We start from the raw sequence: 26,297 nt of genomic DNA, 5'->3' as shown, positions 1-26,297 counted from the left end.
GTCCCCGGCTCGTGAAGATTTAGGTGTCCTGCGACCGAATTCTCGGGTATGCGGGACCCACTGGCAGTAGACGCATTGCTTGTCTTTTTCGGGGGTGTGTTTGCGGTCGCTGGCTGGGCTGTTATCACCTCGAACGAGGTCCCGCTGTCACTGCTTGCCGTTGGAGCGGGCGTTGCTGGGACGCTCGTTCTGGCGGCTCTCGTCGGACGCTACGACGCGCAGCTATCGGCGTTCTGGCGGCGGGTGTCCAGTCCGGCAGAGACGCCTCGGGAACGTGCGCGGGTAGGCTCCTGATTGTGGGGGCCATCCTCGCCCGGCTCTCTCTCGGCCTACTTCCCGACACCGCCATCCCCGCTCTCTTCGGCGTCGCGGTCGCAATGGTCGCTCTGGGACTCGGACATAGCCTCTGGCGGTGGTATACAGTCCCGGACCACAGCAGCCACTGACCCAGTCGTAGCTTTCTTGCGGACACGACCGGAACCGCTAGCTATGGCCAAACGCCTGTTCGTCAGCGTCGACCTGGACGGACTCGAAGACGCGGTTGCCAGCGTACAGGCGCGCTTCGATGGTATCTCGGGGCTTCGGCTGACTGACTCCGGACAGGCCCACGTCACGCTGAAGTTCCTCGGTGACACCGACTCGGATCGCATCGACGACGTCGTCGCCGCCCTCGAAACCGCGGTTGAAGACAGCGGCGTCGATCCGTTCGAAGCTGAGTTCGGCGGGCTCGGCGTCTTTCCGTCGCTGTCCTACATCAGCGTCGTCTGGATTGGCGTCCACGACGGCCAGGGTGATGCGGAACTGACCGCGCTGCACGAAGCCATCGAAGACCGGACCGTCGCGATGGGGTTCGACCCGGAGGACCACAGGTTCACGCCGCACGCGACCATCGCCAGAATGGACCACGCCGGCGGCAAGGAGACTGTACAGCACGTCGTCGAGAACGACGATCCTGCCGTGGGGCGCCTACGGGTCGCGGAAATCAGGCTGAAAGAGAGCGAACTGGGTCCCGACGGACCGACATACCGGACCGTCGACTCGGTGTCGCTGTGAGTGTGTACCGTTACAGCCAGGCGATTGCTGTCGGTGCGAGTTCTATGCGTCGGTGCTGACGGCCATTTAATGATAGAATATTGTTAGAAACTGTTTGGGGGTGTCGGGAGTGTCGTAGTCTTGGCTGGGATTCGCACTGAGGGCATGAATTAGGCACCTGTATAACTCCGTACGGCGTACTGGCAGTCCGTTTAGGCCGACCAAAACAAATCAGGTTAGTGACAATTTTTATCGGTCCGAGCAGCGTAGGACCGATATGGTCGCCGTTGAGAACGTTGCTTTCGTGTTTGTCGCGGGGTTGCTCACGGCACTCGCCACCGGCCTCGGTGCGATTCCGTTCTTTTTGATCGACGAGTTCTCCGACCGATGGAACGTCCTGCTGTGGGGACTCGCCTCGGGGATCATGGTCGCCGCCTCGTTGTTCGGACTCGTCCGGGAGGGGCTGGCCTACGGATCGCCAGTGCTGATGGTCCCCGGTATTCTGGCTGGGGTCGCGCTCGTCGCTGTAGCACACGAACTGTTAGACGATTTCGACCAGTCGCCCAAGCAGTTCGAACAGGCGGATTTCACCAAGCTGCTGCTGATTCTGGGCATTCTGACTGTCCATAGCTTCCCGGAGGGCGTCGCCGTCGGCGTCTCCTTCGCTGAACTCGGGTTGGAGTCGGCCACGCCCGACTCCGCTGTCGGCATCATCGGCGTGTCTGTCCCGCTGCTTGCGGTGTTCATGACGGTCGCTATTTCCATCCACAATATTCCGGAAGGCACTGCTATCGCTATCCCACTCCGTTCGCTGGGTGTCAGCGAGTGGAAGATGGTCTGGTGGGCGGTGTTCTCCTCGCTGCCCCAGCCGGTCGGGGCCGTTATCGCGTATTACTTCGTCACGCTGGCGAAGGCGTTCCTCCCGTTCGGCTTCGGCTTCGCCGCCGGGGCGATGGTGTACCTCGTACTCACAGAGTTCGTCCCCGAGGCGCTGGAGTACGGGGACGGCTTGCCGGGTGGGGGCAAACGTGAACTACTCGCAGGGGTCGCTGTCGGCGTATTGGCGATGGTGCCGCTGGCGTTCGTTTAGAAGGGGAGCTTGTTCCGGATGACGGTGAGGTCGACAAAGGCCTTCAGCGGGTCGCCGTAGTCATCAACACGGGTCTCCATCCGGTAGTTCGAGTGGTCGACGGCGAAGAAGTACGGCCCCGACTCGTCCAGTGACTCCCGCGCGCCGCTGTCGTCCGTCGATGCCCGATAAATATCCGACCCCTTTGGTTGGACCGCTGTCTGGCTGAACTCGGGGTTCCCCGGCGGTGTCTCGTCGGGCTTCCGACCCTTGATGAACGTGTCGTACTGCTCGAACCGCTTGCGGTCAGTGAAAAAGTACACGCTGAACGGGATGTCTGCTTTGACGATATACTGTAGCTCACCGCCGGGGTCGGATACGTCTGGAATTTCCTCCTTGATCCACGCTTCGTGCGGGTTGACTCTGACGTCCTGTTGCACGCTGACGACGACCTCACCGCCCCCACCCATGCAACCGGAGCCGACAGCTGTTGCACCGACACCCAGTGTCTGGAGGAATCTCCGGCGCTTCATCCATTGATAGTCAGGGCCACGGACTACTTAGTTCTACGTCCGCAGTTATAGCCGCTGATAACGGGCCGTGACCGGCTCGAAAAGGAAGGAATTTAAACCACGGCGCGGAACAATCACCATACCATGGGTAAGAAATCGAAGGCTACGAAGAAGCGACTGGCCAAACTCGACAACCAGAACAGTCGAGTCCCGGCCTGGGTCATGCTCAAGACGGACCGCGAAGTCCAGCGCAACCACAAACGACGCCACTGGCGGCGCAACGACACTGACGAATAATGAGCGCCAGTGACTTCGAGGAGCGTGTCGTCACCGTCCCGCTCCGAGACGCGCGAGCTGAACCGAACCACAAGCGCGCAGACAAGGCGATGATCCTCATCCGCGAGCACCTCGCCAAACACTTCTCTGTCGACGAGGACGCCGTCCGCCTCGACCCCTCGATCAACGAGGCGGCCTGGGCCCGCGGTCGCGCCAACACGCCGAGCAAGATCCGTGTTCGCGCCGCCCGCTTCGAGGAAGAGGGCGAAGCCATCGTCGAAGCAGAGACCGCAGAGTAACGTTGCTCCGCGCGGCTTTCTCCGGGTCGTCGTACGTGGGTGTGTTCGCCCGTGCGACCGACGACTGCGTGCTGGTTCGCCCAGACTTAGACGAATCGCTGCTCGACGACCTGAGCGACGAACTCGATGTTCCGGCTGTGCCGACCACTGTTGGCCGTTCCGGAACTGTCGGCGCGCTCGCGACCGGCAACGAGAACGGGCTGGTCGTCTCCGAACGCGTCCGCGAAACCGAAATCGAACGGATTCAGGACGTCGTCGACGTGCCCGTGACGCGGCTCCCCGGCCGAATCAACGCCGCCGGCAACGTCGTCTGCTGTAACGACTACGGCGCATACGTCCACCCTGACCTCCCCAGAGACGCCGTGCAGGCAATCAGGGACGGGCTGGACGTGCCCGTCGAACGCGGCGTCATCGCCGGTGTCACGACCGTCGGGACCGCTGCCGTGGCCACCAACAAGGGCGTGCTCTGCCATCCGAAGGCCACGGACGGCGAGCTTGACGCACTTGAGGATATCCTCGACGTGCCGGCCGACATCGGGACCATCAACTACGGTGGTCCGCTCGTCGGTTCCGGGCTGCTCGCCAACGACCACGGCTACGTCTGCGGTTCGGACACCTCCGGACCGGAACTGGGCCGTATCGATCAGGCGCTCGGCTACATCGACTGACGCGATTTCTCTGTCACCGCTCAGGACGGATGCTGGTGGCTGAGCTTCTCCGCCACCACGCCCGGAACGGGTAGTCCGCAGTCTCCACACGTCCAGGACCGGCTGGTCCCACCGCGCTCCAGCGTCAAATCCTGCCTGAACCGCAGCGTCGCACCGCACTCACACCGGTAGGTCGTTTCGCTCATGTCTCGACGTACGTGGCGCCCCGGCAAATCCGCCGGGGTGAGTGACCATGACAACTCGTGTCAAAGAATAATATGGTGTGTTCCCAAATATTATACATGGTCCAGCGAACACCACCCGCGGAAGACCAGAACAGTCTCGTCTGCCGGAAGTGTGACTACTCGACAGGTGTACTCCGCCCATCCTGTCCGGAGTGTGGCGGCGATATGGTGTACGCACCAGAACCCGGCGAATAGGTGCTGAATCATCTGTTTCTGGCTGGCTCGGATGCCACTGGACCGGTCCGAATAGCGGTGAGTATTGCTCGGCTCTGTCGTGGATCGCTGTGTCTCTGGAAAAAGGCGGAAGGGGAAGATACTTCCCTGCCCTGCCCGCACCTGCGTGTATGAGCACGTACACTGTTCGCGGTAGTTTCCCGGCCCGAGACGGCCCACAACAGTTCGAGAAGGAGGTCGACGCGCCAAACGAGAACGTCGCTGAGGAGCGCGTTTACAGCGACTTCGGCTCCCAGCACAACCTCAAGCGCACGCAGATCACGATCGAGGAGGTGGCAGCATGATGGGCGGTGGCGGCGGTGGCGGCGGCGGTCAGATGCAGCAGGTCGCACAGGAGATCGAGCAGATGGAGCAGGAAGTCGAGGCCATCGACGAGGAGATCGAACGCCTCCGCGAGAAGCAGACTGATATCGACGAGGCCATCGAGGCCATCGAGACGCTCGACTCCGGTTCCACGGTGCAGGTCCCGCTCGGCGGCGACGCCTACATCCGCGCGACTATCGAGGACATCGACGAGGTCGTCGTCTCCCTCGGTGGCGGCTACTCCGCAGAGCGCGAGCAGGACGGCGCTGTCAGCACGCTGGAAACCAAGAAGGAGACGCTGGACGACCACATCAGCGACCTGCAGGAAGAGAAGGCCGAAGTCGAGACCGAGATGGAAGAGCTCGAACAGCAGGCCCAGCAGATGCAACAGCAGCAGATGCAGCAGATGATGCAACAGCAAGAGCAGGAAGACGAGTAAGGCCGCATGTTCGACGGACTGAAGGACAAACTCAGCGGGTTCACGAGCGACGTCGAGGAGGACGTCGACGAGGAGGCACTCGAAGCGGAGGAAGAACCGGACGCCGACGAGGCAGATGGGGAAGTGCCGGCCGATCAGGCGACTGATGCCGAGCCCGCGACGGACGCGCAGCCGTCCGAAGGCGATACGCAGGCGGCGACGCCAGCAGCCACGGACGATCAGTCCGGGACTGGCTCTGAACCGTCAGCCGCCGACTCCGGGGCGATAGATGAGTCAGCCACAGCGTCGTCTGCGGCAGTCGAAGACGGGGAGGCAGTCCCCGACGCAGATTCACAGTCGGACGATGCTGCGGAGACCGTGGCGGACTCGGCGTCCGAAGCCGAGCCGGAGTCTGACGAAGACGACGGTGGCCGCGGCCTCGCCGCGAAGGCGAAGCTCATGGCGACCGGGAAGACGGTCATCGAGGAGGAGGACCTGCAGAGCCACCTCGACGACCTCGAACTGGCGCTGCTGTCGAGCGACGTGGAGATGAGCGTCGCCAACGAGATTCTCGACGGCGTCAAGGAGAACCTCACGGGACAGACCCGCCGACGGCTCTCCAGCACCGGCAACCTCGTTCGGGACGCGCTCCGGGAGTCGCTGTACGACGTCATCAACGTCGGCCAGTTCGACTTCGACGAGCGTGTCCAGCAGGCCGATAAGCCGGTCACCATCGTATTCACCGGCGTCAACGGCGTCGGGAAGACGACCTCGATTGCGAAACTCGCGCAGTATTTCGAGGAGCGCGGACTCTCGACGGTGCTCGCCAACGGCGACACCTACCGCGCCGGCGCGAACGAGCAATTGGAGAAACACGCCGAGAACCTCGACAAGAAGATCATCACCCACGAGCAAGGATCGGACCCGACGGCAGTCGTCTACGACGCCGTCGAGTACGCCAAGGCCAACGACATCGACGTGGTACTGGGCGATACGGCCGGCCGACTCCACACCTCGGATGACTTGATGGCCCAACTGGAGAAGATCGACCGTAACATCGATCCGGACATGACGCTGTTCGTGGACGAGGCGGTCGCGGGTCAGGACGCCGTCAACCGGGCGCGCGAGTTCAACGACGCCGCCGAGATAGACGGTGCGATCCTGACGAAGGCCGACGCCGATCCGCAGGGTGGCGCGGCGATCTCCGTCGCTCACGTCACGGGGAAGCCAATTCTCTTCCTGGGGACCGGCCAGGACTACGACGACCTCGAACCATTCGACCCCGAGGAAATCGTCGACAGCCTCATCGGCGAATAAGGTCCGGACTTCGAGGTTATTATTGCCGCAATTCCTGGGCTATGAGCAGCTATTGCTGACCCTTATTGTGGAAAACCCGGCGTAGTCGCGCGCTCTCGAGGGACTGCACTGCGTACGATGCAGCAAATATCACCACATCGGCGGAGGTGTGGTCGTTTTCGCCGAGAGGAGCGCGTTGAAGTCGATCGCTGCTCATCACTGATTTACGCAATATTGTAGCGTGATACCAATGTATACAATCGAACGACGCGACGTTTCTGGGGATGTCGTAAACGGGGGAAACAGCGATGTCTGACGGACGCAACTGTCGGCAAGTCGCGCCGGCTGATGTCGCACCCGAACTCATTGAGCCGTTTCCGAGTGACCGTCATCTCCCTGTTGACAAGCCACGGCTCGTAACTAACGGGGCTGAGCCGAGTCCCCGTGTTTTAGGCGACGGTGACGACAGTTGCGGCTGCGGGAGTTCCTGAACGTATGGGGACTGATGCAGGCACTGACCGTTCACGGGTTATTACGTTGCTAAACTGAGATTGAGCGGGTTTTGACACCGGTGCGGGTGTGTGACTCACGGCCCAGAGCAGGCTAGTGCAACCTGGGACGCACATACCTATGTACTCGATAACCGCTCGGGAACAGTGTGCATAATTATAACCCGCGTATCGAACCACACCGCGGCACGTCGAAGTTCGGGCGATCGAAGCGCAGAACCACTTGTGAACCGGTCGAAATACTGGATTCGAACTAATCAGGGTCTGAAACCGATTGTTTTGCGAATCAGCACACCTTCGGGTGTGGCTAATCCGCTCTGTCAGACACTTAGCAGGTCATTCATAAATTGCCTTGGTAGTCTTCGGGCAAACGCTATGGGACGACTGACATCTCGACGAAACGTTATCAAGATCGCAGGCGGCGCACTCGTGGCGCTCGCTGGCTGTAGTGACACTGGCGGTAGCGGCGGGAACGGCACTATGGAGACCGACGGCGACGGCGGTGCGGAAGCCCCGGGCACGCCCACGGCCGAAGAGACTGACGCGATGACGGCCGACGATACAGAACCGGCGATGGAGACTGAGACTGCCTCCGAAACTGAGGCCGAAACCGGAATGGATACCGAGACGGAACTCGGCGAGAACGAAACCGATGTTCCCGGGAACAAGACCGAGATGCCGGATACTGAAACAGATCTACCAGGCAATGAGACTGAAGTACCGGGCAACGAAACTGAAACGCCTGGCAACGAGACAGATATTCCGGGCAACGAAACGGACATGTCCGGTAACGAAACCGAAGTCCCTAGCAACGAAACTGAACTACCCGGCAATGAGACCGGTACGGCCGGGACCGAGACAGGCAACGAAACGACCGCGAACGAAACCGAATCATAAGTCGCTGGCGCCGTACCAGATCTTTTTCGCACCGGCCGGGTGAGTTTGTTGTTACTCTCGGGCGGCCTCGACGGCGTCGACGAACGCCGCGGCCTGTTCGCGGACGCCGTCCATGTCGTCGTTCTCGATGGCCTCGTAGTTGACTAGCGCCGAGCCCGCGCCGACGGCGACCGCACCGGCGTCGAAGAACTCGTCGACGTTGTCGGTCGAGACGCCACCGGTCGGCATAATCGGGACGTCGCCGAGCGGACCCTGCAGCGCGCCGATGTGGGCCGGGCCGACCGTTTTCGCCGGGAACATCTTTAGGATGTCCGCGCCCGCTTCCATCGCGTCGGCGGCCTCCGTTGGCGTCATGACGCCAGGGATTGCGAGGACCCCCTCGCGGTTGCACACGTCAATGACCTCTTCGTTGAGGTTCGGTGCGAGAACGAACTCCGCGCCAGCCTCGATGACGTTTCGGGCGGCAGCGGCATCCATGACCGTGCCGGCCCCGATGATGGCACCGGTGTCGTCGAGCGCCTTGTCGACGGCGGCAATCATATCCGAGCAGCGCTTCGCGTCGGCCGTCAGTTCCAGCGCCGTGACGCCGCCCTCGTGGACGGCTGTCGCCACGTCGACCATCTTGTCCTCGGGAATTCCGCGCAGGACTGCCGTGACTCCGCTGTCGACCAGTTCCTGTTGTACCGCCTGTTTGCTCGTCATGGGCGCAACTGTGACGGGGTGGCTGAAAAGCGTGTCTGAACCGCCGGACCACGCTACGCGTCCGGGTCGTACGGGCGCGCGATGTCAGTCGGTGGTGCGCCGACGCCCAGCACAGTAACTGATTCGTCGGCGTCAGCCGGGTTGTGCGCGCGGTGTGGGCTTTCCGGTTCGGCGATGAACGCCTCGCTGGCCGAGACGACGTACTCCGCGTCGGGCGTTTCGACGTGAAGCGTGCCGTCGAGTACGTAGAACAGTTCCTCTCGCGTCTCGTGGTAGTGATAGGCCCGCGAGAGGTCCTCGCCGGGTGCCATCTCGTAGGTGGCCGCGTGGAGCGCGTGGAGTTCGGCGGCGTCGGAGATGCCGTGCCGGTCACAGGGGTAGTCCTGGGTTTCAGACAGGTCCTGCGGATCGATCTGGTGATAGCCCATATCGTCGGTGGGGGCGTCGGCGGGCAAAAGCGTGACCACGGCGGGGCGTCAGGTGAACAGCCAGACGAGGAGCGACAGCGTTCCGATGGAGACCACTGTCGACGTAAAGACGTTCAGCGAGGCAAAGGCGGCGTCGCCGCCGAGTTCCGTCGTGTAGACGTACGTCGACACCGCTGTCGGTGTGCCGAGCATCACGACTGCCGCACCCAGCGCTGTCGCGTCCATCGACAACGAGGAGTACACCAGCCACGCCAGCGCCGGCATCCACAGTACCTTCAGCCCGACGACGCTGACGGTCTTTTGGAGATCCGACACCGGGAGGTCCGTGTCGAGCGTCGCACCGATACACAGCAGGGCGACCGGCAGCGCCAGTTCAGCCGGCGGGCCGAGCGCACCGACGAGTGGCTCCGGAACGGACAGCGACAGGACTGAGGCTGTGATGCCGGCCACCAGTGCGATGAGTACCGGATTTGTCACGAGCTTCTTGCACTCACCCAGCAGCGAGGCGTCGCTCCCGTTGATGCGGACCAGCAGGAACACCGTCACCGGGACGTGGGTCACCGCGCCGATACCGAGGATGACGCTGGCGACGGCTGTCGCTTCGCTGCCCATCGTCGCCGCCACGAGCGGCAGCCCGAGAAACCCCATGTTGCTGTGATACGACTGGACGACGGAGACGCTGCGGCGGTCGGCGGAATCCAGCCGTCGATGGACGAGCCAGCCCAGCGCTATCGTCAGCGCGATGACAGCCCAGAACCCCCCGAGTAGCGCCGGTGAGACGATCTCTTGTAACGGGCGGTCGTACGTGGACCGGAATATGAGCGCCGGCAGCGCGACAGTAAAGACAAGTGTGGTGAGGACCTCTGTCCGTCGCTCGGTCAACAACCCGAAGTGGCCGGCGGCGACGCCGGCCGAGAGAAAGGCGACCATGAATCCGAGCTGCCCGAGAACGGCCATGTTGGTCCCCAATCGGTTCGTCTTTTTGACCCTTTCGCCACGGGCAGAAACAGTATCAGTGGAGAATCTGGAGAGAGTTCACAGAGAATTGGGACTGATTTTGAAGGATATCTGAAAAATCTTCTCAATAGCCCTCTCCCTGGTGACTGTTGGAGGCGGCGAAGGCCTCCGAAGTACAATGACTAGAAGCGAACAACCGACACGGCGACAGGTTCTCCGGACAACAGCAGCCCTCGGCGTCGCAGGTACTGGGCTGTCTGTGACTGGAGCAACTGCAGCGAACCCTGGAAACGGCGATGAACGCGGTGCGGGGAAAGAGTTCGGTCGTGTCTATGCGAACGACGTACTCTGGCGGACAAACGTTGTGAACGTTCTCGACGAGCGTCCCGACCCGGAGGACAAAATCTACTTCCTCCATGACGGAAACGGGCCGATCGTGGCTAACGAGAAGGTGAGCGCCGACCAACTCTCACCGTTCGTCTCCGAGTCAGCACCTGGTGACCGAGACTGGAACGGTGGGCAGTGGACGCATTTCTCAGCAGCGGTGACTGACATCGGGGCGTTCAATGACGATGCACCGCTGACAAGCGATAGCGATATCTTAGACAAAGACTACATCAATGTCACTCTCGGTCGTCCCGGCTTCGGCCCACCCGACTTCTTCGTCTGCCCGCTGAACGGTCGCGCATAGCGGCTTCCTACAACCACTTTCTCTGACTGCTGTCAGCCCGCGGCTCCAGACTGTTCAGGGGGCCGGGCGCATGACAACAAGCCTTTACCCGCACCGTCGCGTATCTCGCGCTAACAATGGTACTCGACGATCTTGGGAGTTCACTCCGGGGGACACTCGACGACCTCCGGGGGAAGTCCCGGCTCTCTGAGGAAGACATCGAGGACATCGTCAAGGAGATTCAGCGGTCGCTGTTGCAGGCCGACGTGGATGTCGGGCTCGTACAGGACCTCTCCGACAGTATCGAAACACGCGCGCTGGATGAGGAGCCGCCGGCAGGGACAACTCCGCGGGACTGGGTCCTGCGGATCGTCTACGAGGAACTGGTCGACCTCGTCGGCGAGTCGACTGAACTTCCGCTGGAAGAGCAGACCATCATGCTCGCCGGCCTGTACGGATCAGGGAAGACGACGACGGCCGCGAAGATGGCGTGGTGGTTCTCGACGAAAGGGCTCCGACCGGCCATCATCCAGACTGACACGGACCGGCCCGGTGCGTACGACCAGTCCAAGGAGATGGCCGAGCGCGCCGAGGTGGACTTCTACGGCGACCCCGACGAGGACGACCCCGTGAAGATCGCCCGCGATGGGCTGGAAGCGACGGAGAGCGCGGACGTTCGCATCGTCGACACGGCAGGCCGTGACGGCCTGAACGAGGAGCTTATCGAGCAGATCGAACGCATCGAGCAGGAGGTCCAGCCCGACCGGGACCTGCTCGTGCTGGACGCGGCGATGGGCCAGAGCGCCAAGAGCCAGGCCGCCGACTTCGAGGAAGCCATCGGTATCGACGGTGTCGTCATCACGAAGCTAGACGGGACGGCGAAAGGTGGGGGCGCGCTCGCTGCGGTCAACGAGACCGACTCTACCATCGCCTTCCTCGGCTCCGGGGAGACGGTCAAAGACATCGAGCGGTTCGAGCCCTCCGGGTTCATCTCGCGCCTGCTCGGGATGGGCGACCTCAAACAGCTCACCGAGCGCGTCGAGCGCGCAATGGAGGAAACGCAGGAAGGCGACGAAGAGGACTGGGACCCCGAGGACATGATGGAGGGGAAGTTCACCCTCAAGGACATGCGCAAGCAGATGCAGACGATGAACAACATGGGGCCGCTGGATCAGGTGATGGACATGATCCCCGGCCTAGGCGGCGGGCTGATGGATCAGCTCCCCGACGACGCGATGGACGTGACTCAGGAGCGGATGCGGGACTTCGATGTCATCATGGACTCGATGACCGAGGAGGAACTGGAGAACCCCCGCGTCGTCGGCCAGTCCCGCACCAAGCGCATCTGCCGCGGGTCCGGCAAGCCCGAGGAGCGGGTGCGTGAACTCCTCCAGCAGCACAAGCAGATGGAGCAGATGCTCAAGCAGTTCCAGGGCATGGGCGACGGCGACATGGAGCGGATGATGAAACAGATGCAGCAGGGCGGTGGCGGCGGTGGCGGCATGGGCGGTATGGGTGGCGGCGGTATGGGGCCGTTCGGCGACTGACGCCGCTGTGTCGATCCGCGAGCTGTGATACCCGGTGTGATTTTGATGATTTATATTCGAAATCCGGGCCAGAACTAAGGGTTGGCCCGTCCTACGGATGAAGCGAGCATGTACGAAATTGTCGCTGGGATAGACAAAAGTGAGGCTCGTGGGACCGCCATCGCGGAAGCGATAACCGAAGTTCCGATGGACGCCAGCCAGGTCCGTGTCACGCTGCTACACGACTTCGAGGAAAACCCCGAAGGCGCGTCCGTCGATCAGGTGGCCTCCGTGCGCCGGGCACGAGAAGTCCTCGAGGACGCTGGCGTCGAGGTGGCGCTGGAAGAGTCAAGCGGCGAACCGGCCGACGCAATCCTCCGGCTGGCTGACGAGCAGGATGCCGACATGATTGTTGTCGCCGGACGCAAGCGGACGCCGACGGGCAAGGTCCTGTTCGGAAGCGTTACACAGAGTGTGATTCTCGGTACCGACCGCTCCGTGCTAGTCTGCAGCGGCGAAGAAGAGTAACGCCGCAGTCAGACGCCGTACACTTCTTCGACCCGTTCCGCGAGCGGCGACGGGTCTGTCCGCCCGGTGATCCGCTCGACGGGCTCGCCATCCTCGAACAGCACGATGGCGGGGGCCGCGTTGACCCCGACCGACTGACAGAACTCCGGGGACCGCTCGCCGGCGAGGCCACCGACCGGGACACCGTCCGGGAACGCGGCCAGAACGTCGTCTAACTCCGCTTTCATCGCTTCGCAGGGTTCACAGAACAGTTTCCACACGGTGACGACACACCGGTCGTGGGCGTTGACGAAAGCCTCGTAGCTGTCGTCGTCGAGATGTTCGACTCCGTCGGGGACTGGCGTCTCCGGCCCCAGTTCGGTCGCCATCTGTGCCATCGTCGTCAGCTCCACGGTTGTGTAGGAGCCGTCGACGTTCGACCGCAGGGTCAGGAACGTGGCGAATTCCTCGCGCGATACGTCGAGTTCGTCGACCCGTTCGGCCGCTTCGGCGGCCGAATCGAGGCCGAACACCTCGGCGACGGACTCGTGGAACTCCGCGTCGCCCATCGTCACGTAGGTGTCGTAGTACACCTCGCGGTCAGCCTCGAAAGCTTCCGTCGTGCTGACCTCGTCCGTTTCCGCGTCGATGACGACGACACCTTCTGACTCCAGTGCGTCCAGCAGTGCTTCAGGAGATTGTGTTTCCGACATTCAGACACCTAGGTACTTGTCGCGGGTCTCTTGATCGTTCTGTAGTTCCTCGGCGGGCCCCTCGAAGACCACTTGCCCGCGATCCAGCACGTAACACCGGTCGGCGATCTTCATCGCCGCCACGGCGTTTTGCTCGACCAGCAGTATCGTCGTCCCGTCCTCGCTGATGCGTTCGATGGCGTTCTCGACGGACTCGATGATCTGTGGTGCCAGCCCCTCGTACGGTTCATCGAGCATCAACAGGTCGGTGCTCTGGTGGAGTGCGCGGGCGATGGCGAGCATCTGCTGTTCGCCGCCGGAGAGCGTGCCGGCCTTCTGTGACCGCCGTTCGTCGAGTCTCGGGAAGTACTCGTAGATCTCTTCCGTCGACATCCCTTCGTCGCGGAAATCGAGCTTCCGCCGCCAGGTGTTCGATTTGTTGCGGACGGTGTCCGCGAGGTGGAGGTTCTCGGCGACGGTCAGGTCAGTGAACACGCGCCGTTCCTCCGGGACCAGTGAGATGCCGCGGACAGCGATGTCCTCCGGCGGGTCGTTGGTGATGTCCGTCTCGTCGAACTGGATCGTGCCGCTCCGGACATCGGGCGGCGTCGCCCCGGAAATACACCGGAGTGTCGATGTTTTCCCCGCGCCGTTACGGCCCAGCAGGGCCGTGATTTCGCCGTCGTCGACGCTCATCGACACGTCCTGAATGATGTGGCTCTCGCCGTAGTAGCCGTTGATGTTGTCTACGTCGAGCAGCGTCATTCCTCGACACCTCCGAGATACGCTTCCTGCACAGCGGGGTCGTTCTGTACCTCTGTCGGCGTCCCCTCTGCGATAACTGACCCACGGTTGAGGACGACGATGCGGTCGGAGATGTCGAAGACGATCTCCATGTCGTGTTCGACAAGCAGGAATGTCAGGTCGAGTTCCTCTTTGACCCGCTTGATGAGGTCGACGGTCGATTTCGTCTCGTCGGGTGACATTCCCGCCGTCGGCTCGTCCATCAGTAGCATGTCCGGTTCGGCGGCCAGCGCGATGCCGAGTTCGAGCCGGCGCTTGTTCCCGTAGTCGAGACTATCGGCCTGGTTCTCCCGCTCGTCGTACAGACCGACCGACTCGAGGACCTCGTTCGCCAGTTCATCGACCGCCGGGTAGCTGTTCTGATTCCGGAAGAAATTGAACCGAAACGAACCGTGCTCGGCTGCCAGCGCCGCGATGGTCGCGTTCTCCTTGACGGTTAGTTCTGGGAAGATAGAGGCCGTCTGGAAGGATTTGCTCATCCCTCGCTGGACGACCTCGTGCGGGTCCATCCCGATGATGGAATTCCCTTGGAACGCGATCTCGCCGTAGCTCGGTTCGAGCCGCCTGGTGACGAGGTTGATGAACGTCGATTTCCCCGCGCCGTTGGGGCCGATGAGGCTCACGCCTTCGCCCTGTTCTATCTCCAGATCGACCTCATCAACGGCCGTGAGACCGCCGAACTGCTTAGTGAGCTGTTCTGTTTTGAGGACCTTCATTTGCCCTCACCTCCGAAAAGCCGGGCTGGTACGGATCTGATCTTTTGAATGACAGCTTTGACCTTCTGAACGGTCAGATCAAGCGCATACCGCAGTGCGGCCTTGATACCGTTTTCCCGGGTAAACCGTATCGCCGCCATAGTCCGGTCTTGACCGTACTCGACGCCGCCCCAGATCCCATTGGGGAAGAGGATGACAGCGACGACGAACACGATGCCGAGAATGAGGTGCCAGAACGGGCCGAGAGTCTCGAACCCGCTGACGATGTTCTCGATGTACAGGTACAGCCCAGCACCGAACAGCGGCCCGAATAGCGAGCCAACACCGCCGAGCACAGTCATGATGACGATACGACCGGACTCGGTCCAGTACAGCGACTGCAGAGGCACGTAGTTCCCCTCGATAGTGAACAGGCTCCCGGCGATGCCAGCGAAGGCCGCCGAGATGATGAACGCCATCAGCTTGTACCGCCAGACGTCCAGCCCGACGAACTCCGCACGCCGCTCGTTCTCCCGAATAGCGCGGAACACGGTTCCGTACGGCGAGTGCAGGATACGGTTCGCCATCGCGACTGACAGCACCGTCACGACGGCGACGAACACGTACAGCATGTTGTCGACCAGCATCGTTAGCGGGAACGGGACCCCGCCATGGATGTCGATAACGCCCAGCAGGTGGCCAATGTCAACAGAGGTGAAGCCGTTCTCACCGTTGGTGAGGAAGGCCAGCGGCGAGGCCGCCAGGTAGAACGACATCTGGCCGAACGTCAACGTCAGGATCGCGAAGTAAATCCCGCCACGGCGTAGCGACAGGAAGCCGACGATCCACGCCATCAGTACTGCAAACGCCGTGCCGGCGAACAACACGAGCAGCGGCGAGCTACTGACACTCGCGCTGAAGATGCCGGCGGCGTACGCTGCGCCACCGAAGAAGACGGCGTGACCGAACGACAGCAGGCCGGTGTAGCCAAGCAGGATGTCGAAGCCGACGGCGAAGATGCCGTAGATGAGCATGAGCGTCGCCAGCTGCGTGTAGCCATCGAGGAAATTGTTGAACAGGAATGGGAAGACAGCCACACCAACGACGGTGAGCAGGACTGTCGATATCTCCCGGTCGCGGAAGCTAGCCCAGCGATCGGCGAAGCCACCGGTGACCTCTGCATCCGCGTCGGTCGCTGCCGTAGCAGTTGCGTTACGCGGTTCGTCGCTCACGAGACATCCACCTCCGAGCCCAGCAGCCCCTGTGGACGCACCAGCAGGACTAGCGCTGCGAGCGCGTAGATGCCGACCTGGCTCCAAGCGGCGTAGCCGGTCTGGATGAGAAATACCTGCAGCGTGCCGAGCATTAGCCCGGCTACCACGGCCCCTTCTATCTTCCCGACGCCGCCGATGACGACGGTCAGAAACGCTGGCACTAACTGTTCAGTCCCGATGTTGGGGTTGACGTTCGCAAGCGGGCCACCGACGACGCCGGCCACGCCGGCGAGTGCGGCACCGATGCCGAACACGACGAGGTACGGGCGGCTCAGTTTGATCCCGAGCAGTCGAACCATCTCGCCGTCAAGGGTACCGGCCTGGACGATGAGGCCGAAGTCAGTGTACTCGACGAGTGCGTACACGCCTAGGACGAGGACTGCGGTAATCGCGATGACGCCAAGTCGCCAGCGCGGGAAGTTTCCGACCACGGGTAGCGCGATTGGACCGGATGCCCACGAGGGTTGTGGGAACGGCTGGCTGTTCCCGCCGAGCATCGCCCGGAGCAGTTCCTGAACGATGATTGCGAGCCCGAACGTCACGAGAATCTGGTCGGTATCGGGGCGGTCGTAAAACGCCTGTGCGATGAACCGCTCCATCAGCAGTCCGATAATGAATACGACAATCGGCACGATGACCAGTGCGGCGATGAACCCCAGTCCGATGCCGTACGACTGGATACCCCATTCCACCAGTTGGCCGTCGTTCAGCGGGACCTGCGCCGTGATAAACAGCCCGAGATACGCGCCGACGAGGTACAGTGCTCCGTGGGCGAAGTTGACGAACTTCAGTGTCCCAAGGATAATCGATAGCCCGACCGCGAGTAGGACGTAGATTGCGCCCTGTTGCAACCCATTCAGTAAGATCGTGAGGATATCTGCGAGTAGCGTCACGTCGGAGTCACCCCACTGCACTCTGCTCGTACTATCTGCGTATTCCTAATCATGCTAGTTTTTGTGTATCAAGTAAGGCAACCTCATGCACTATAAATCATGAGGGGTACGCTCCCCTGTCCGGATTCTGCCCTATTCGTCGCCGTATTCGCCGAGTTCGCACTCCGCGGCCGGTCCGGAGTCACAGCCGTAGCCGACGTCGTCCCGGGACGTGATCTCGACAATGTCGATGAAGTTCCCGTCGCCCTGTTCGCTCTCAGGCAGCCCTTGGGCAACCGGAATGTCCCGCTGGGCCTGGTGGTCACAGGCACGCATCGTCTCTTGGCCCATGCCGATGTTGCTGTATTCGTAGTCCTCCAGTTGGCGGATGACCTCCGGCGGGTAGAACGTGCCCGCTCGTTCGGCGGCGGCTGCGTACTGGAGCGTCTGTGCGTATGCGAGCTGAGCCGGTCCGGACGGGACGCGGTCGTACTCGTCTTGGAACGCCTGCGTGAACGCATTCGACGCCTCGTTGTCGATCTGGGAATCCCAGGCGATCGTTCCGTAGATACCTTCGATAGAGCCACCGGCGGCCTGTGCCATCGGGCGGTTGTACAGCGGGACGACGAGTTCCATGTCCTCGTCGATACCGGCATCGACGGCCTGCGAGACGGAGTTCGCGCCGTCCAGCCCGTAGTGGTTCAGGACGAGCACGTCCGCGCCGCTGTTTGCGGCCTCGGAGAGATACGAGGAGAAGTCGCTGGTCCCGAGCGGCGTCGGGACGCTGTCGACTTCTTCCCACCCGATTTCCGAGAGGAACTGGTTCATCGAGTCCTGCTGGGTCTGGCCCCAGGAGTAGTCGGCGTATAGCTGGTAGAAGGAGTTGTCCGAGCCGTACTCGCTTTCAAGCACCGGTGCGAGCGCCTGGCCGGTCATGTACGCGTTGAACATCTCCCGGAACCCGTACCGGGCGCAGTCTTTCCCGGTCGTGTCGTTCGAGTGAGTCAGACAGGCCATGAACATGACGTTCTGCGACTGACAGAGGCCCTGGACGGCGATAGCCACTGCACTGGAAGAGCCGCCCGAGATCATCACCACGTCGTCCCGGTTTATCATCCGCGAAGCGGCTTGTCGGGCGGTGTCGGCGTCGGTCGCGGTGTCACCGTTCACCGAGTCGACCGTGTACCCGAGGACGCCGTCGCCACTGAGGGCCTCGAAGCTGTTCACCCAGCCACCCCCGTTATTGAGGTGTTTCTGGGCGAGTTCGTATGCCCGGAGTTCGTCCTGCCCCTCTGACGAGTAGGGACCGGACTGCGGAACGTTGAATCCGAACGTGACTGTGTCGCCCTCGACCGGGAAGTTCCCGAGCGACGGGTAGTCGTCGCCGCCGTCGCCACCGCCATCACCACCATCGCCGCCATCGCCGCCATCGCCACCATCGCCACCGGAACAACCGGCCAGTCCCGTCAGCCCTGCCACACCTGCGACGCCCGTACTCTTCAGCAACTGTCGTCGGTTGACCGATCTGCCATTAGTTGGCATGTTCCATACGGTGTCTGTATATATCATAATAGTTTCGGTAGGTTAATCAACGATTTCACATCTATAGAACGACATATCCCGGATAAATGGCGATCCGTAGACTTATTCCGACCTGATTGGTTTGTTAGAACATGACGAGGAATCTGCGTCGGCAGCTACTCGTCCTCACCATCGTCGTTACCGCTGGCTGTGGCGGGTTCGGGTTCAGCGGCGGTGACGGCTCGCCGACGCCGGTGACGCCTGCGCAGGTACCGACCGACTCTAAGACCACGTATCCTGCTGGTGTTGGGCCGACGGGCGTCACCAGCCCATCCCTCCTCGGGTCCGCTCACGGGGACCGTCTCAACGGAACCGGCTACACGTTGACGATGAACCGTACCGTCAGATATGCAAACGGGTCGTTGCGGTCCCACCTCCGGGTCCATGTCGTGCTGGACGCGAACCGGACGTACCTCACGAACATTTCCGTCCGCGGGCACGCGGCCCCGGTGCTCCTCGGCCGGCCGCCGGCGACCGCGTCGTTCTGGTCCGACGGCGACACGTATCTTCGCCGACTCGTGCGCGACAATCAAACGGTCCACAACGAGTACGACCCGCCGGACAGCTATGCGGGTACGTGGCGATACTGGGTCCACGCCGCCGCGCTGAACGGTCGTCCCGCTGCCGACGTCACTCGGACTGTTGCCCCGTTCCACACCCGGACCCTGCAGTCCCAGCAGTCAGACGGAACCGTCTACGTCATCAGGGGCGACCGACTGCGGGAAAACACCTCGTCGACAGCGTGGGCGTCCCGGGAGAACGCGACGCTCGTCGCCCACGTCACTCGAGCAGGACTCGTCCGACACTACCGGACCGAGTACACGAGAGTCACGGACGATGGCGACCCAGTCACAGTAACTAGAACGGTCCGGTTTACAGCGGTCGGGAACACGACAGTGGGACGGCCACCGTGGTACGACAGGGCTCGGTCGACCGCCGGCTGAGTGGGGGCCAGCGCATCAGGGGGCTTTTTTTCGCTCGCCGTCCTTCGCCCTGCAATGACTGTCCGCGAGGTGGCACTTGAAGCCTACCGGGAAGCGCTCCCGGTACTGGCACTCAGTGCAGTCGGTGGCCTCTTCGCGGGCGTCGTCCTCGGCGGCATGGACGCGGAGTTACAGGATGTCGCCGGACTGCTCGTGCTCGTGCCGGCATTACTCGCCACTCGGGGGAACGTCTACGGTTCGCTCGGCGCACGTCTGGGGTCGGCACTCCATCAGGGGCTTATCGACCCGCGGTTCTCCTTCGACGACGACCGCATCAACGCCGCCGTCGCGGCGGCACTGGCAAACGGCGTACTCATTAGCGGGGTCGCCGCGGTGATGGCTGTCGCCCTGCTCGCGCTGGTCGGACGACCGTCGGCCCCGCTCACGACCCTCGTCGCCATTGCGCTCATCGCGGGCTTCGTCTCAGGGCTGTTGTTGACTATCGCCGTCGTTTCGGTCGTGTTCGTCGGCTACCGCCACGGACTCAATCCGGATACGCTGGCCGGCCCGGTCGTGACGACGACGGGCGACGTCGTCGGCATCGCGACGCTGCTGGGCGCGACCCGCCTCGTCCTCGCGCTGGGGGGTGGCTGAGTGGCGGAGTTCGCCTCCCAGTGGTCGGTTTCGGGCATCGTCCGGACGATGTTCCCCATCCTGATCGTGCTGACCGTTATCGAACTCGGGAGCGGCCTCGTTCTCGATACCTTCGAGGGAACACTGTTACAGTATCCCTCACTGCTCGTGCTCGTTCCGGTGACTATTGGGATGGCGGGCAACCTCGGCAGCATTCTCGCGGCGCGGTTCTCGACGGCGTTTCACCTCGGCCTCCTGTCGTTTGCGGCGACCGACGACCGATTGGCCGGCAACGCTATCGCAACGCTTGCTCTTGCGGTGACACTGTTCCCGCTCGTCGGGGCCGGTGCGTGGCTGCTCCAGACCGTCATCGGCGGCGCTGCGCTCCCGCTCCGGACGGTCGTGCTGGTCGCGCTCGTCAGCGGCAGCCTGCTGGCACTGTTGGCTATCGTCGTGACGACGGTGACGACCTACGCCGCCTACCGGCTCGAACTGGACCCCGACGACGTGGTCATCCCCGTCGTCACGAACGTCTGTGACGTGCTGGGCGTGGTAGTGCTGTTCGGTGCTGTTCGCGTCCTCGTGTGACAGGTCGGTGTCGGAACTGCGGTAGCCGTCGTCCCGCGCGGCCACCGTGTCCGGCAGCCGTTTCCCCGAGAGCGACCGACGCTATCGATGGGCATTTGCGGACCAGCGTCGTATGTCTCAGTGTGCAGTCGTTCGTTGCCGCAGTGCTTGGCCACCCGGCGGTCGCTGTCCTCGGAGAGGTCGCTGTCCGGGTTCTCCGTATCACGTTCTTCCTCTCGTTTGGCGTGTTCCTCGCAGAACTGGCGGTCGCGTTCGGGTTGGTCGAGAAAATCGCCGTGGTTTCGCGGTATCTCACGTCGCCGGCGAACCTCCCGGACGAGGTCGGGACCGCGATCCTGACGACGACGGCGTCGACGACCGCCGGCTACGGGATGCTCGCCGATTTCCGGGAGTCCGGGGTGCTGTCCGACCGCGCGACGATAATCGCCGTCACCATCAACACGTTCTTCGGTTTCGCCCAGCACATTATCACGTTCTACGCCCCGATTCTCATCCCGATTCTGGGCTTTCGGGTCGGGGTGTTGTACGTCGCCACGCGGGGACTCATCGCGCTGGCGATTACGCTGACCGGCATCGCCGCCGGCGCGATGCTGCTGGACGCGTCTAACGTCGGCCGGCCGACCGCCGGTGCGGGCCCGACTCCGGACGGCGGAACGGCTGACGACGCGGGTGACGTGTTCGACGACCGTCCGGAGAGCCGCCGAGCGGCCGTCAGGACAGCGTTCGACGCGACGAGGGAGAAGGTCCGCGACATCCTGCCGCGGCTAGCGGCTATCTACGCCGTCGTCTCGCTACTGCTTGCCTACAGCGATGAACTGCTGACACTCATCGGTAGCGACGGGGCGTCTGTGACGACTGCCGCCGACGGGTTCGCCGGGCTGCTCGGCTTGCCCGGGGCGGCAATCCCCGTCATCGCCGCCTACGCCCTCGATACGACCTCGGGGGCGACGGTCATCGCGCCGCTCATCCGGAACGGGACCTTCTCCGCGCGGACCGCCGTGGCGACGATGCTAGTCGGTGGGATCATCTCGTTTGCCGTCTCGACGTTCAAGCGCTCGATCCCGTTCCAGTACGGCATCTGGGGCCGGGAGTTCGGCTCGAAAGTCATCGTCGTCAACACGGGCCTGAAAATCGTCTGGATCGCGCTGGCGCTGGTCGTGCTCCTGTAGTGAGATGCCGGTGGCCCGGCGTCAGTCAAACGTGTAGGCCATCATCACTTCGTCGACCTGCTCGCCGTCCACGGTGTAGTGGTTCCGGCGGATTCCTTCGGTGTGCCAGCCGTGGTCTTCGAGGAACACCATCGCGTTCTCCGTGATCGCCGGCACGCTGTTGTACAGCTTCCGGTAGCCGTTGGCTTTTGCCCAGTCCAGCCCGCGTTTCATAAGCTGGCTGCCGATGCCCTGTCCACGCTGCTCCTCCCTGACGCCGACGGTGAGCTGGGCCGTCTCGCGGAGCTTGTCCAGTTGCGGGATGTCGAGGTGACACCAGCCGATGACTTCCCCATCGACCGTGGCGACGAAGAACACTCTCGATTCTACCGTATTGTGCCGCGTGACGGCGTCCTCGTACAGCAACTGCTCGGCGACGCTCTCGGCGACGACGTATGTACCGTCGCTTGAGACGTTCCGAATGGTCTGGACGAGCCCCTCGAAGTCGTCGTTGTGGGCCGGCCGAATCGTGTACGTCAGCCCGTCCGTGGTGTGTTCCTCAACTGAACCGACATCGAGCGCCAGCGTCAGGGTCCCGCCGTCGTCCTCGATGTATCCCTTGGATAGAAGATGCGTCAGGGCCTTCTCGAACGCTTCGGGAGAAAGGTCCACCATCTCACGGACCCTATGCCGTGCCGCCGTCCCGTGTCGTTCGACGTACTGGTACACCTCCATCGCCGCGGTCGTCTCGAATGTCGGCCGTTCGACAGCGTCCATATCGGACATATATACTAGCAGATTATTAACAATTGTTGTTTGGTAACATAAAACATGAAACGCGGTGGGAGTTCTGTGCGAGCAGTCCCTGCCGAACGTGACGAGATGTGCTTGACTGGCAGGTCAGGCCGTGTCCGGAATCGGGTCGGAGATGACGACGGCGTCACCCTCGATGACGCAGTTCCCCTCGGAGTCGTCGACGGCCGTGGCCAGCCGGAATCGGTTGTCCTGAATGCGTTCGACGACCTCACAGCGGGCCGTGACCTCCTCGCCGATATCGACGGGCCCCTGATAGCTCAGCTCCTGCGAGAGGTAAATCGTCAGCCCGGGGAGTCTCGCCAGGGCCGCACTGATGATACCCGAAACGAGTGTCCCGTGGACGATTCGGCGACCGAACCGCGTCCCGTCTGCGAACGCCGCGTCGAGGTGGAGTCTGTTGGTGTCGCCGCTGGCCTCGGCGAAAGCCTTCACGTCGGCCTGCGATATCGTCTTGCTGAACTGGACGTGGTCTCCGACATCGATCCCGTCGGCGGTCCCGTAGCTCTCGAAGGTCCAGTCCTCGTTCTCGTACAGCGTGTCGGGCCGGGTGAACCGCTTCCGCTGGGACTGGTCATCGAACGCTCTCCTTGCCCGTGAGAGGTGTGGGATGTAGTTCGAGAGGTCGGTCGTCGTGACGATACCGACGAGAGACCCGTCCTCGACGACGGGCAGTTTCTTGATGTTGTTCGTCCGCAACCGATCCACGGCTGTTTCGATGTCCACGTCGGGCGTGACCGTCACCAGCGTCTCGGCCATTACATCGCCGACCGACAGCGCTCTGGTATCCCCCTCGGCTGCAGTGACGGCGACGATATCGCCTTCCGTGATGATGCCGACGCAGCTGCCGTCGTCCTCGACGACGAGCGAGCCGATGTCTTCGTCGCGGAGACGCTGAGCCGCCTCGATGACCGGAGCATCGGGACTGATTGTTTTGACCGGCGTCCGCATGATATCTCTAACTGGTAGCGGGACGAGCATCGTACCGGAATCCAGACATGGCAGACGTATAACAGTCCGCCCGGTGACACCGGCACCCTTGTGTCGCCGGCTATCGATATTTCGACAATGTCTCGGCTCGTGTTCGCTCTCGTCGTCGTCCTCGTAGCCGCTGCCGGTTGCAGTGGCTTCACCGGCTCCCCGTCTCAGTCGGCAGGGACCGCCGTCGACGGCCAGTCGGCAGTCGACGTTCCGGTGTCCGCTGTCACGGTGACCGTCACAGCCGTCGTCGACGGCGACACGATACAGGTCGCCTACGAGAACGGGACCGGCGACACGGTCCGGCTCGTCGGGGTCGACACCCCCGAAGTCCACACCGAGAACAAGCCCGCGGAGTTCGAGGGCGTCCCCGAAACCGACGCTGGGGCATCTTGTCTCCACGGGGCCGGCACGAATGCGTCGTCGCTCGTCAAGCAACGGCTCCTCGGTGAGACCGTCGGGCTCGCCTTCGATCCGAATCTGAACCGGCGCGGCTACTACGACCGACTACTGGCCTACGTTGTTCACGACGAAGCGCTGTTCAATTACCGGCTCGTCGAAACTGGCCACGCGCGCGTCTACGACAGCGAATTCACGCGAGCCGACCGATTCTACGCGGCCGAGGACGCTGCCCGCTCCGATCGGCGCGGACTCTGGCGCTGTACGGATTCGGACGCAGTGACCCGCACGGCTATCGCCGACGGCGGGTCCGAGAGCGCCAGCGGCGTCGAAATTGCGAATATCCACGCCGATGCGACGGGCAACGACAACGAGAACCTGAACGACGAGTACGTTACGCTCGTGAACACCGGCGATGAGCCGGTCAACCTCTCCGGGTGGGCGGTCAGCGACGAGGTTGACCACCAGTACACGTTCGCGAACCTGACTCTCGACCCGAACGCGTCGGTCACTCTCTACACTGGTAGCGGTACTGACACTGACACGGAACGGTACTGGGGACAGGATGGGGCGGTCTGGAACAACGACGGTGACACCGTCATTGTCCGGAACGACAGCGGTGCGACGGTCCTGCGACAGTCGTACTGACGCCGCTGCGCTGCCACGACAGTATAAGCCGTTCCGGTGCTAACCACTGTCATGGACACCCGCCGGCTGACGCCGACACCACGGGCGGTCGACTGGGGGCTGTTCACGGCGGTGGCGACGCTGCTTACCACTGGTATCGCCACCATCTTTGCAGGCATCCCCAGCAGTGCGTGGATTATCGACGTTCATGCCCTCTCCGGCGTGGTGCTGACGCTCCTGCTGCCGGTGAAGCTCCGCCGTGTCGCCCACCGCCTCACTCCGTCGCGGCTCACCGGGGTCCGCGTTCTCTCGGTCGGTCTGGCCGTCATCACACTGGGGGCGCTCGGCACCGGCGTCTGGTGGATATTCGGCGGCACGCTCGACCTCGGTCCGTGGGGGCTGTTTCACCTGCACGTCGCGCTCGGCCTGCTGGTCCCCCCGCTGTTGCTGGTGCATCTCCGTGCCCGGTTCTACTCGCCGGCGCAGGCTACCCGCGGCGGTCGCCGAGACGTCCTCCGATACGCTGGGCTGGTGACCGCAGGGGCGCTCCTCTGGCGAGTTCAGGGGCCAGCCAACGACGCCCTCGACACGGCCGGCGCGGACCGCCGATACACCGGCTCGCGAGAGCAGGGAACCGACGACGGCAACCGCTTCCCCGTCACCAGCTGGGTCGCCGACGACCCGGACCCGGTCGACGCGGCCGACTGGTCGCTGTCGGTCGCCGGCCGGGTCGCCCGCGAGACCAGCTACGCCGCCGGCGACCTCTCGCCGGACGCGACCGAATCGGTGGTACTCGACTGCACGAGCGGCTGGTACTCCGGTCACGAGTGGCAGGGCGTTCGCGTCGCCGACTTGCTTGACGCCGCCGACCCCGACGACGCGGCGGCGTGGGTCCAGTTCCGGTCAGTGACCGGGTACCGGTGGAGTCTCCCCCTGTCGGAGGCCCGCGATGCTATGCTGGCCACCCATGTCGACGGCGAGCGCCTGGCCCACGGCCACGGCTACCCGCTCCGACTCGTTGCGCCCGGCCGCCGGGGCTTTCAGTGGGTGAAGTGGGTCGAGTCAGTGCGGGTCAGCAAGCGCCGCGAACTCGGGGAGTGGCTTGCGATATTCGTGAGCGGGCTTTGATCCGGCCTGCGTACTTGGGGGCAGCGCGGTCGCTGTTCTTCCGGGGCAGTCCCGCATGGAAAGAGGTGATTACCTGCGGTATATGCCAACTTCGGACGGGGAAACACCGAGTACTGTCTCTCTACGTTGGCTCAGGGCTCAGTGCAGTACTACAGGTCCAGCGGTCGAAAGAGTAGCTTACCGCTGTAGTTGTCATTGAAGCTACCACTAACGAAGTAATGTGGAACGGTAGCGGGGGTATGAACTGGCGGCAGCCCGCCCGAATCGCCGGTCCGTCGAACACTGCAGTCGCCTTGTGGGCGGTTGCCGTCGCCTTCTTCGGCGTCGGCGACCTCGTCACGACGCTCGTCGGCTACAGCATTACTGGCGTGACAGAACTCAGCCCGGTCGTCAAACTACTGCTGGAACGGCACGCGCTGTTGGTTCTGACTGGGCTGAAAGCCGTCGTGTTCGTTGGCTTTTTCGCCATCTGGAAGTACGTCTCTTGGCCGTACTCCATCGGTGTCCCGCTCGGGCTGGCGCTACTGGGCGTTGCGGTGACCGCGTGGAACACCGGCATCATCCTCACGGCTGTACTGGCCTGAGTCCGGCGGTCAGCCGCTTCCAGTCCCCGTG

32 protein-coding genes are annotated in these 26,297 nt (G+C 62.9%); 20 read left to right on the top strand and 12 right to left on the bottom strand.

The features are described from left to right. Window positions 1-48: 48 nt before the first annotated feature. The 3 genes from C443_RS22135 (at window position 49) to C443_RS10810 (ending at window position 2,122) form a co-directional block, all read left to right on the top strand. The gene (locus C443_RS22135) at window positions 49-294 is read left to right on the top strand and encodes a hypothetical protein (protein WP_005536289.1); all 246 of its coding nucleotides are present in this window, start codon (window positions 49-51) and stop codon (window positions 292-294) included. Window positions 295-489: 195 nt separating this feature from the next. Then, complete coding sequence (gene thpR, locus C443_RS10815) at window positions 490-1,053, top strand: RNA 2',3'-cyclic phosphodiesterase (RefSeq protein ID WP_005536288.1); 564 nt, start codon at window positions 490-492, stop codon at window positions 1,051-1,053. Between the two features lie 256 nt (window positions 1,054-1,309). Beyond that, window positions 1,310-2,122: a ZIP family metal transporter gene (locus C443_RS10810; RefSeq protein WP_005536287.1), complete on the top strand. Its 813-nt coding sequence runs from the start codon at window positions 1,310-1,312 to the stop codon at window positions 2,120-2,122. Here the strand turns inward: C443_RS10810 and C443_RS10805 are convergent. Further along, on the bottom strand, window positions 2,119-2,571 hold the full coding sequence (locus C443_RS10805) for a hypothetical protein (RefSeq protein ID WP_005536286.1): 453 nt from the start codon (window positions 2,569-2,571) through the stop codon (window positions 2,119-2,121). The two genes, C443_RS10810 and C443_RS10805, sit on opposite strands and share 4 nt — an antisense overlap. Window positions 2,572-2,757: 186 nt before the next feature. Between C443_RS10805 and C443_RS10800 the strand changes: the two genes are divergently transcribed. The 7 genes from C443_RS10800 to C443_RS10770 all read left to right on the top strand — a co-directional run bounded on the left by C443_RS10800 (window position 2,758) and on the right by C443_RS10770 (window position 7,737). After that, window positions 2,758-2,910 (top strand): 50S ribosomal protein L39e, encoded by a 153-nt coding sequence (locus C443_RS10800; protein WP_004518346.1) that lies wholly within the window; start codon window positions 2,758-2,760, stop codon window positions 2,908-2,910. Then, window positions 2,910-3,188 (top strand): 50S ribosomal protein L31e, encoded by a 279-nt coding sequence (locus C443_RS10795; protein WP_004518347.1) that lies wholly within the window; start codon window positions 2,910-2,912, stop codon window positions 3,186-3,188. Before C443_RS10800 ends, C443_RS10795 begins: the two co-directional genes overlap by 1 nt. 2 nt (window positions 3,189-3,190) lie before the next feature. Beyond that, window positions 3,191-3,856: a translation initiation factor IF-6 gene (locus C443_RS10790; protein ID WP_005536280.1), complete on the top strand. Its 666-nt coding sequence runs from the start codon at window positions 3,191-3,193 to the stop codon at window positions 3,854-3,856. A 568-nt stretch (window positions 3,857-4,424) separates the two neighbouring features. Further along, window positions 4,425-4,598, top strand: a complete 174-nt coding sequence (gene rpl18a, locus C443_RS10785) for a 50S ribosomal protein L18Ae (RefSeq protein ID WP_004594032.1) — start codon at window positions 4,425-4,427, stop codon at window positions 4,596-4,598. Next, a complete protein-coding gene (pfdA, locus tag C443_RS10780; RefSeq protein WP_188852004.1) occupies window positions 4,595-5,056 on the top strand; it encodes a prefoldin subunit alpha in 462 nt (153 codons plus the stop codon). Before rpl18a ends, pfdA begins: the two co-directional genes overlap by 4 nt. A 6-nt stretch (window positions 5,057-5,062) precedes the next feature. Next, window positions 5,063-6,352, top strand: coding sequence for a signal recognition particle-docking protein FtsY (gene ftsY / locus C443_RS10775; protein ID WP_005536273.1), 1,290 nt, complete (start codon window positions 5,063-5,065; stop codon window positions 6,350-6,352). 863 nt (window positions 6,353-7,215) lie between these two features. Then, window positions 7,216-7,737 (top strand): hypothetical protein, encoded by a 522-nt coding sequence (locus C443_RS10770; protein WP_005536272.1) that lies wholly within the window; start codon window positions 7,216-7,218, stop codon window positions 7,735-7,737. 51 nt (window positions 7,738-7,788) lie between these two features. Here the strand turns inward: C443_RS10770 and C443_RS10765 are convergent, their stop codons facing one another. The 3 genes from C443_RS10765 to C443_RS10755 are packed head-to-tail and all read right to left on the bottom strand — an operon-like array spanning window position 7,789 to window position 9,824. Then, window positions 7,789-8,439 carry a bifunctional 4-hydroxy-2-oxoglutarate aldolase/2-dehydro-3-deoxy-phosphogluconate aldolase gene (locus C443_RS10765; RefSeq protein WP_005536270.1) on the bottom strand — a complete coding sequence of 217 codons (651 nt, stop codon included), beginning with the start codon at window positions 8,437-8,439 and terminating at the stop codon, window positions 7,789-7,791. Window positions 8,440-8,492: 53 nt separating this feature from the next. Further along, window positions 8,493-8,867 (bottom strand): cupin domain-containing protein, encoded by a 375-nt coding sequence (locus C443_RS10760; protein WP_049944007.1) that lies wholly within the window; start codon window positions 8,865-8,867, stop codon window positions 8,493-8,495. Between the two features lie 48 nt (window positions 8,868-8,915). Beyond that, window positions 8,916-9,824, bottom strand: a complete 909-nt coding sequence (locus C443_RS10755) for an AEC family transporter (protein ID WP_005536265.1) — start codon at window positions 9,822-9,824, stop codon at window positions 8,916-8,918. 178 nt (window positions 9,825-10,002) lie between these two features. Here C443_RS10755 and C443_RS10750 point away from each other — a divergent pair, with 178 nt between their 5' ends. The 3 genes from C443_RS10750 (at window position 10,003) to C443_RS10740 (ending at window position 12,548) form a co-directional block, all read left to right on the top strand. Beyond that, the gene (locus C443_RS10750) at window positions 10,003-10,515 is read left to right on the top strand and encodes a hypothetical protein (protein ID WP_005536263.1); all 513 of its coding nucleotides are present in this window, start codon (window positions 10,003-10,005) and stop codon (window positions 10,513-10,515) included. 116 nt (window positions 10,516-10,631) lie between these two features. Then, window positions 10,632-12,041, top strand: a complete 1,410-nt coding sequence (locus tag C443_RS10745; RefSeq protein ID WP_005536260.1) for a signal recognition particle protein Srp54 — start codon at window positions 10,632-10,634, stop codon at window positions 12,039-12,041. Between the two features lie 108 nt (window positions 12,042-12,149). Next, window positions 12,150-12,548: a universal stress protein gene (locus C443_RS10740; RefSeq protein WP_004594022.1), complete on the top strand. Its 399-nt coding sequence runs from the start codon at window positions 12,150-12,152 to the stop codon at window positions 12,546-12,548. Window positions 12,549-12,556: 8 nt separating this feature from the next. Here the strand turns inward: C443_RS10740 and C443_RS10735 are convergent, their stop codons facing one another. The 6 genes from C443_RS10735 to C443_RS10710 all read right to left on the bottom strand — a co-directional run bounded on the left by C443_RS10735 (window position 12,557) and on the right by C443_RS10710 (window position 18,406). Further along, window positions 12,557-13,240, bottom strand: a complete 684-nt coding sequence (locus C443_RS10735) for a thioredoxin family protein (RefSeq protein WP_005536257.1) — start codon at window positions 13,238-13,240, stop codon at window positions 12,557-12,559. Further along, entirely contained in the window at window positions 13,241-13,984 is a 744-nt protein-coding gene (locus C443_RS10730) for an ABC transporter ATP-binding protein (protein ID WP_005536256.1), read from the bottom strand. Beyond that, the gene (locus C443_RS10725) at window positions 13,981-14,739 is read right to left on the bottom strand and encodes an ABC transporter ATP-binding protein (RefSeq protein ID WP_005536255.1); all 759 of its coding nucleotides are present in this window, start codon (window positions 14,737-14,739) and stop codon (window positions 13,981-13,983) included. Before C443_RS10725 ends, C443_RS10730 begins: the two co-directional genes overlap by 4 nt. Further along, a complete protein-coding gene (locus tag C443_RS10720; RefSeq protein ID WP_005536254.1) occupies window positions 14,736-15,950 on the bottom strand; it encodes a branched-chain amino acid ABC transporter permease in 1,215 nt (404 codons plus the stop codon). Before C443_RS10720 ends, C443_RS10725 begins: the two co-directional genes overlap by 4 nt. Then, on the bottom strand, window positions 15,947-16,885 hold the full coding sequence (locus C443_RS10715; RefSeq protein WP_049944021.1) for an ABC transporter permease subunit: 939 nt from the start codon (window positions 16,883-16,885) through the stop codon (window positions 15,947-15,949). The genes C443_RS10720 and C443_RS10715 overlap by 4 nt, the downstream gene beginning before the upstream one ends. A 132-nt stretch (window positions 16,886-17,017) precedes the next feature. Then, a complete protein-coding gene (locus C443_RS10710; protein WP_005536252.1) occupies window positions 17,018-18,406 on the bottom strand; it encodes a substrate-binding protein in 1,389 nt (462 codons plus the stop codon). Between the two features lie 131 nt (window positions 18,407-18,537). Between C443_RS10710 and C443_RS10705 the strand changes: the two genes are divergently transcribed. The 4 genes from C443_RS10705 (at window position 18,538) to C443_RS10690 (ending at window position 21,758) form a co-directional block, all read left to right on the top strand. Further along, window positions 18,538-19,389: a DUF7537 family lipoprotein gene (locus C443_RS10705; protein ID WP_005536251.1), complete on the top strand. Its 852-nt coding sequence runs from the start codon at window positions 18,538-18,540 to the stop codon at window positions 19,387-19,389. Between the two features lie 54 nt (window positions 19,390-19,443). Next, entirely contained in the window at window positions 19,444-20,022 is a 579-nt protein-coding gene (locus C443_RS10700) for a magnesium transporter (RefSeq protein WP_005536250.1), read from the top strand. Then, window positions 20,023-20,589 (top strand): magnesium transporter, encoded by a 567-nt coding sequence (locus C443_RS10695; RefSeq protein ID WP_005536248.1) that lies wholly within the window; start codon window positions 20,023-20,025, stop codon window positions 20,587-20,589. Window positions 20,590-20,711: 122 nt separating this feature from the next. Continuing rightward, window positions 20,712-21,758 (top strand): hypothetical protein, encoded by a 1,047-nt coding sequence (locus C443_RS10690; protein ID WP_005536246.1) that lies wholly within the window; start codon window positions 20,712-20,714, stop codon window positions 21,756-21,758. A 21-nt stretch (window positions 21,759-21,779) separates the two neighbouring features. Here the strand turns inward: C443_RS10690 and C443_RS10685 are convergent, their stop codons facing one another. Together C443_RS10685 and C443_RS10680 are read right to left on the bottom strand one after the other, a co-directional pair. Then, the gene (locus C443_RS10685; protein ID WP_005536242.1) at window positions 21,780-22,514 is read right to left on the bottom strand and encodes a GNAT family N-acetyltransferase; all 735 of its coding nucleotides are present in this window, start codon (window positions 22,512-22,514) and stop codon (window positions 21,780-21,782) included. A gap of 123 nt (window positions 22,515-22,637) precedes the next feature. Further along, window positions 22,638-23,531 carry a CBS domain-containing protein gene (locus tag C443_RS10680; RefSeq protein WP_049944006.1) on the bottom strand — a complete coding sequence of 298 codons (894 nt, stop codon included), beginning with the start codon at window positions 23,529-23,531 and terminating at the stop codon, window positions 22,638-22,640. 87 nt (window positions 23,532-23,618) lie between these two features. On the opposite strand from C443_RS10680, the gene C443_RS10675 reads away from it, so the two are divergent. From C443_RS10675 to C443_RS10665, 3 genes are all read left to right on the top strand, one after another. Next, window positions 23,619-24,575 (top strand): lamin tail domain-containing protein, encoded by a 957-nt coding sequence (locus tag C443_RS10675; RefSeq protein WP_049944019.1) that lies wholly within the window; start codon window positions 23,619-23,621, stop codon window positions 24,573-24,575. A gap of 51 nt (window positions 24,576-24,626) precedes the next feature. After that, the gene (locus C443_RS10670; RefSeq protein ID WP_005536237.1) at window positions 24,627-25,682 is read left to right on the top strand and encodes a molybdopterin-dependent oxidoreductase; all 1,056 of its coding nucleotides are present in this window, start codon (window positions 24,627-24,629) and stop codon (window positions 25,680-25,682) included. Between the two features lie 239 nt (window positions 25,683-25,921). Further along, on the top strand, window positions 25,922-26,266 hold the full coding sequence (locus C443_RS10665) for a hypothetical protein (RefSeq protein ID WP_049944018.1): 345 nt from the start codon (window positions 25,922-25,924) through the stop codon (window positions 26,264-26,266). Window positions 26,267-26,297 lie beyond the last annotated feature (31 nt).

This window comes from Haloarcula argentinensis DSM 12282, assembly GCA_000336895.1.
Classification (GTDB): Archaea; Halobacteriota; Halobacteria; order Halobacteriales; family Haloarculaceae; genus Haloarcula; species Haloarcula argentinensis.
Note: the sequence above shows the minus strand (reverse complement) of the source record. Positions and strands in the feature narration are given on the sequence as shown.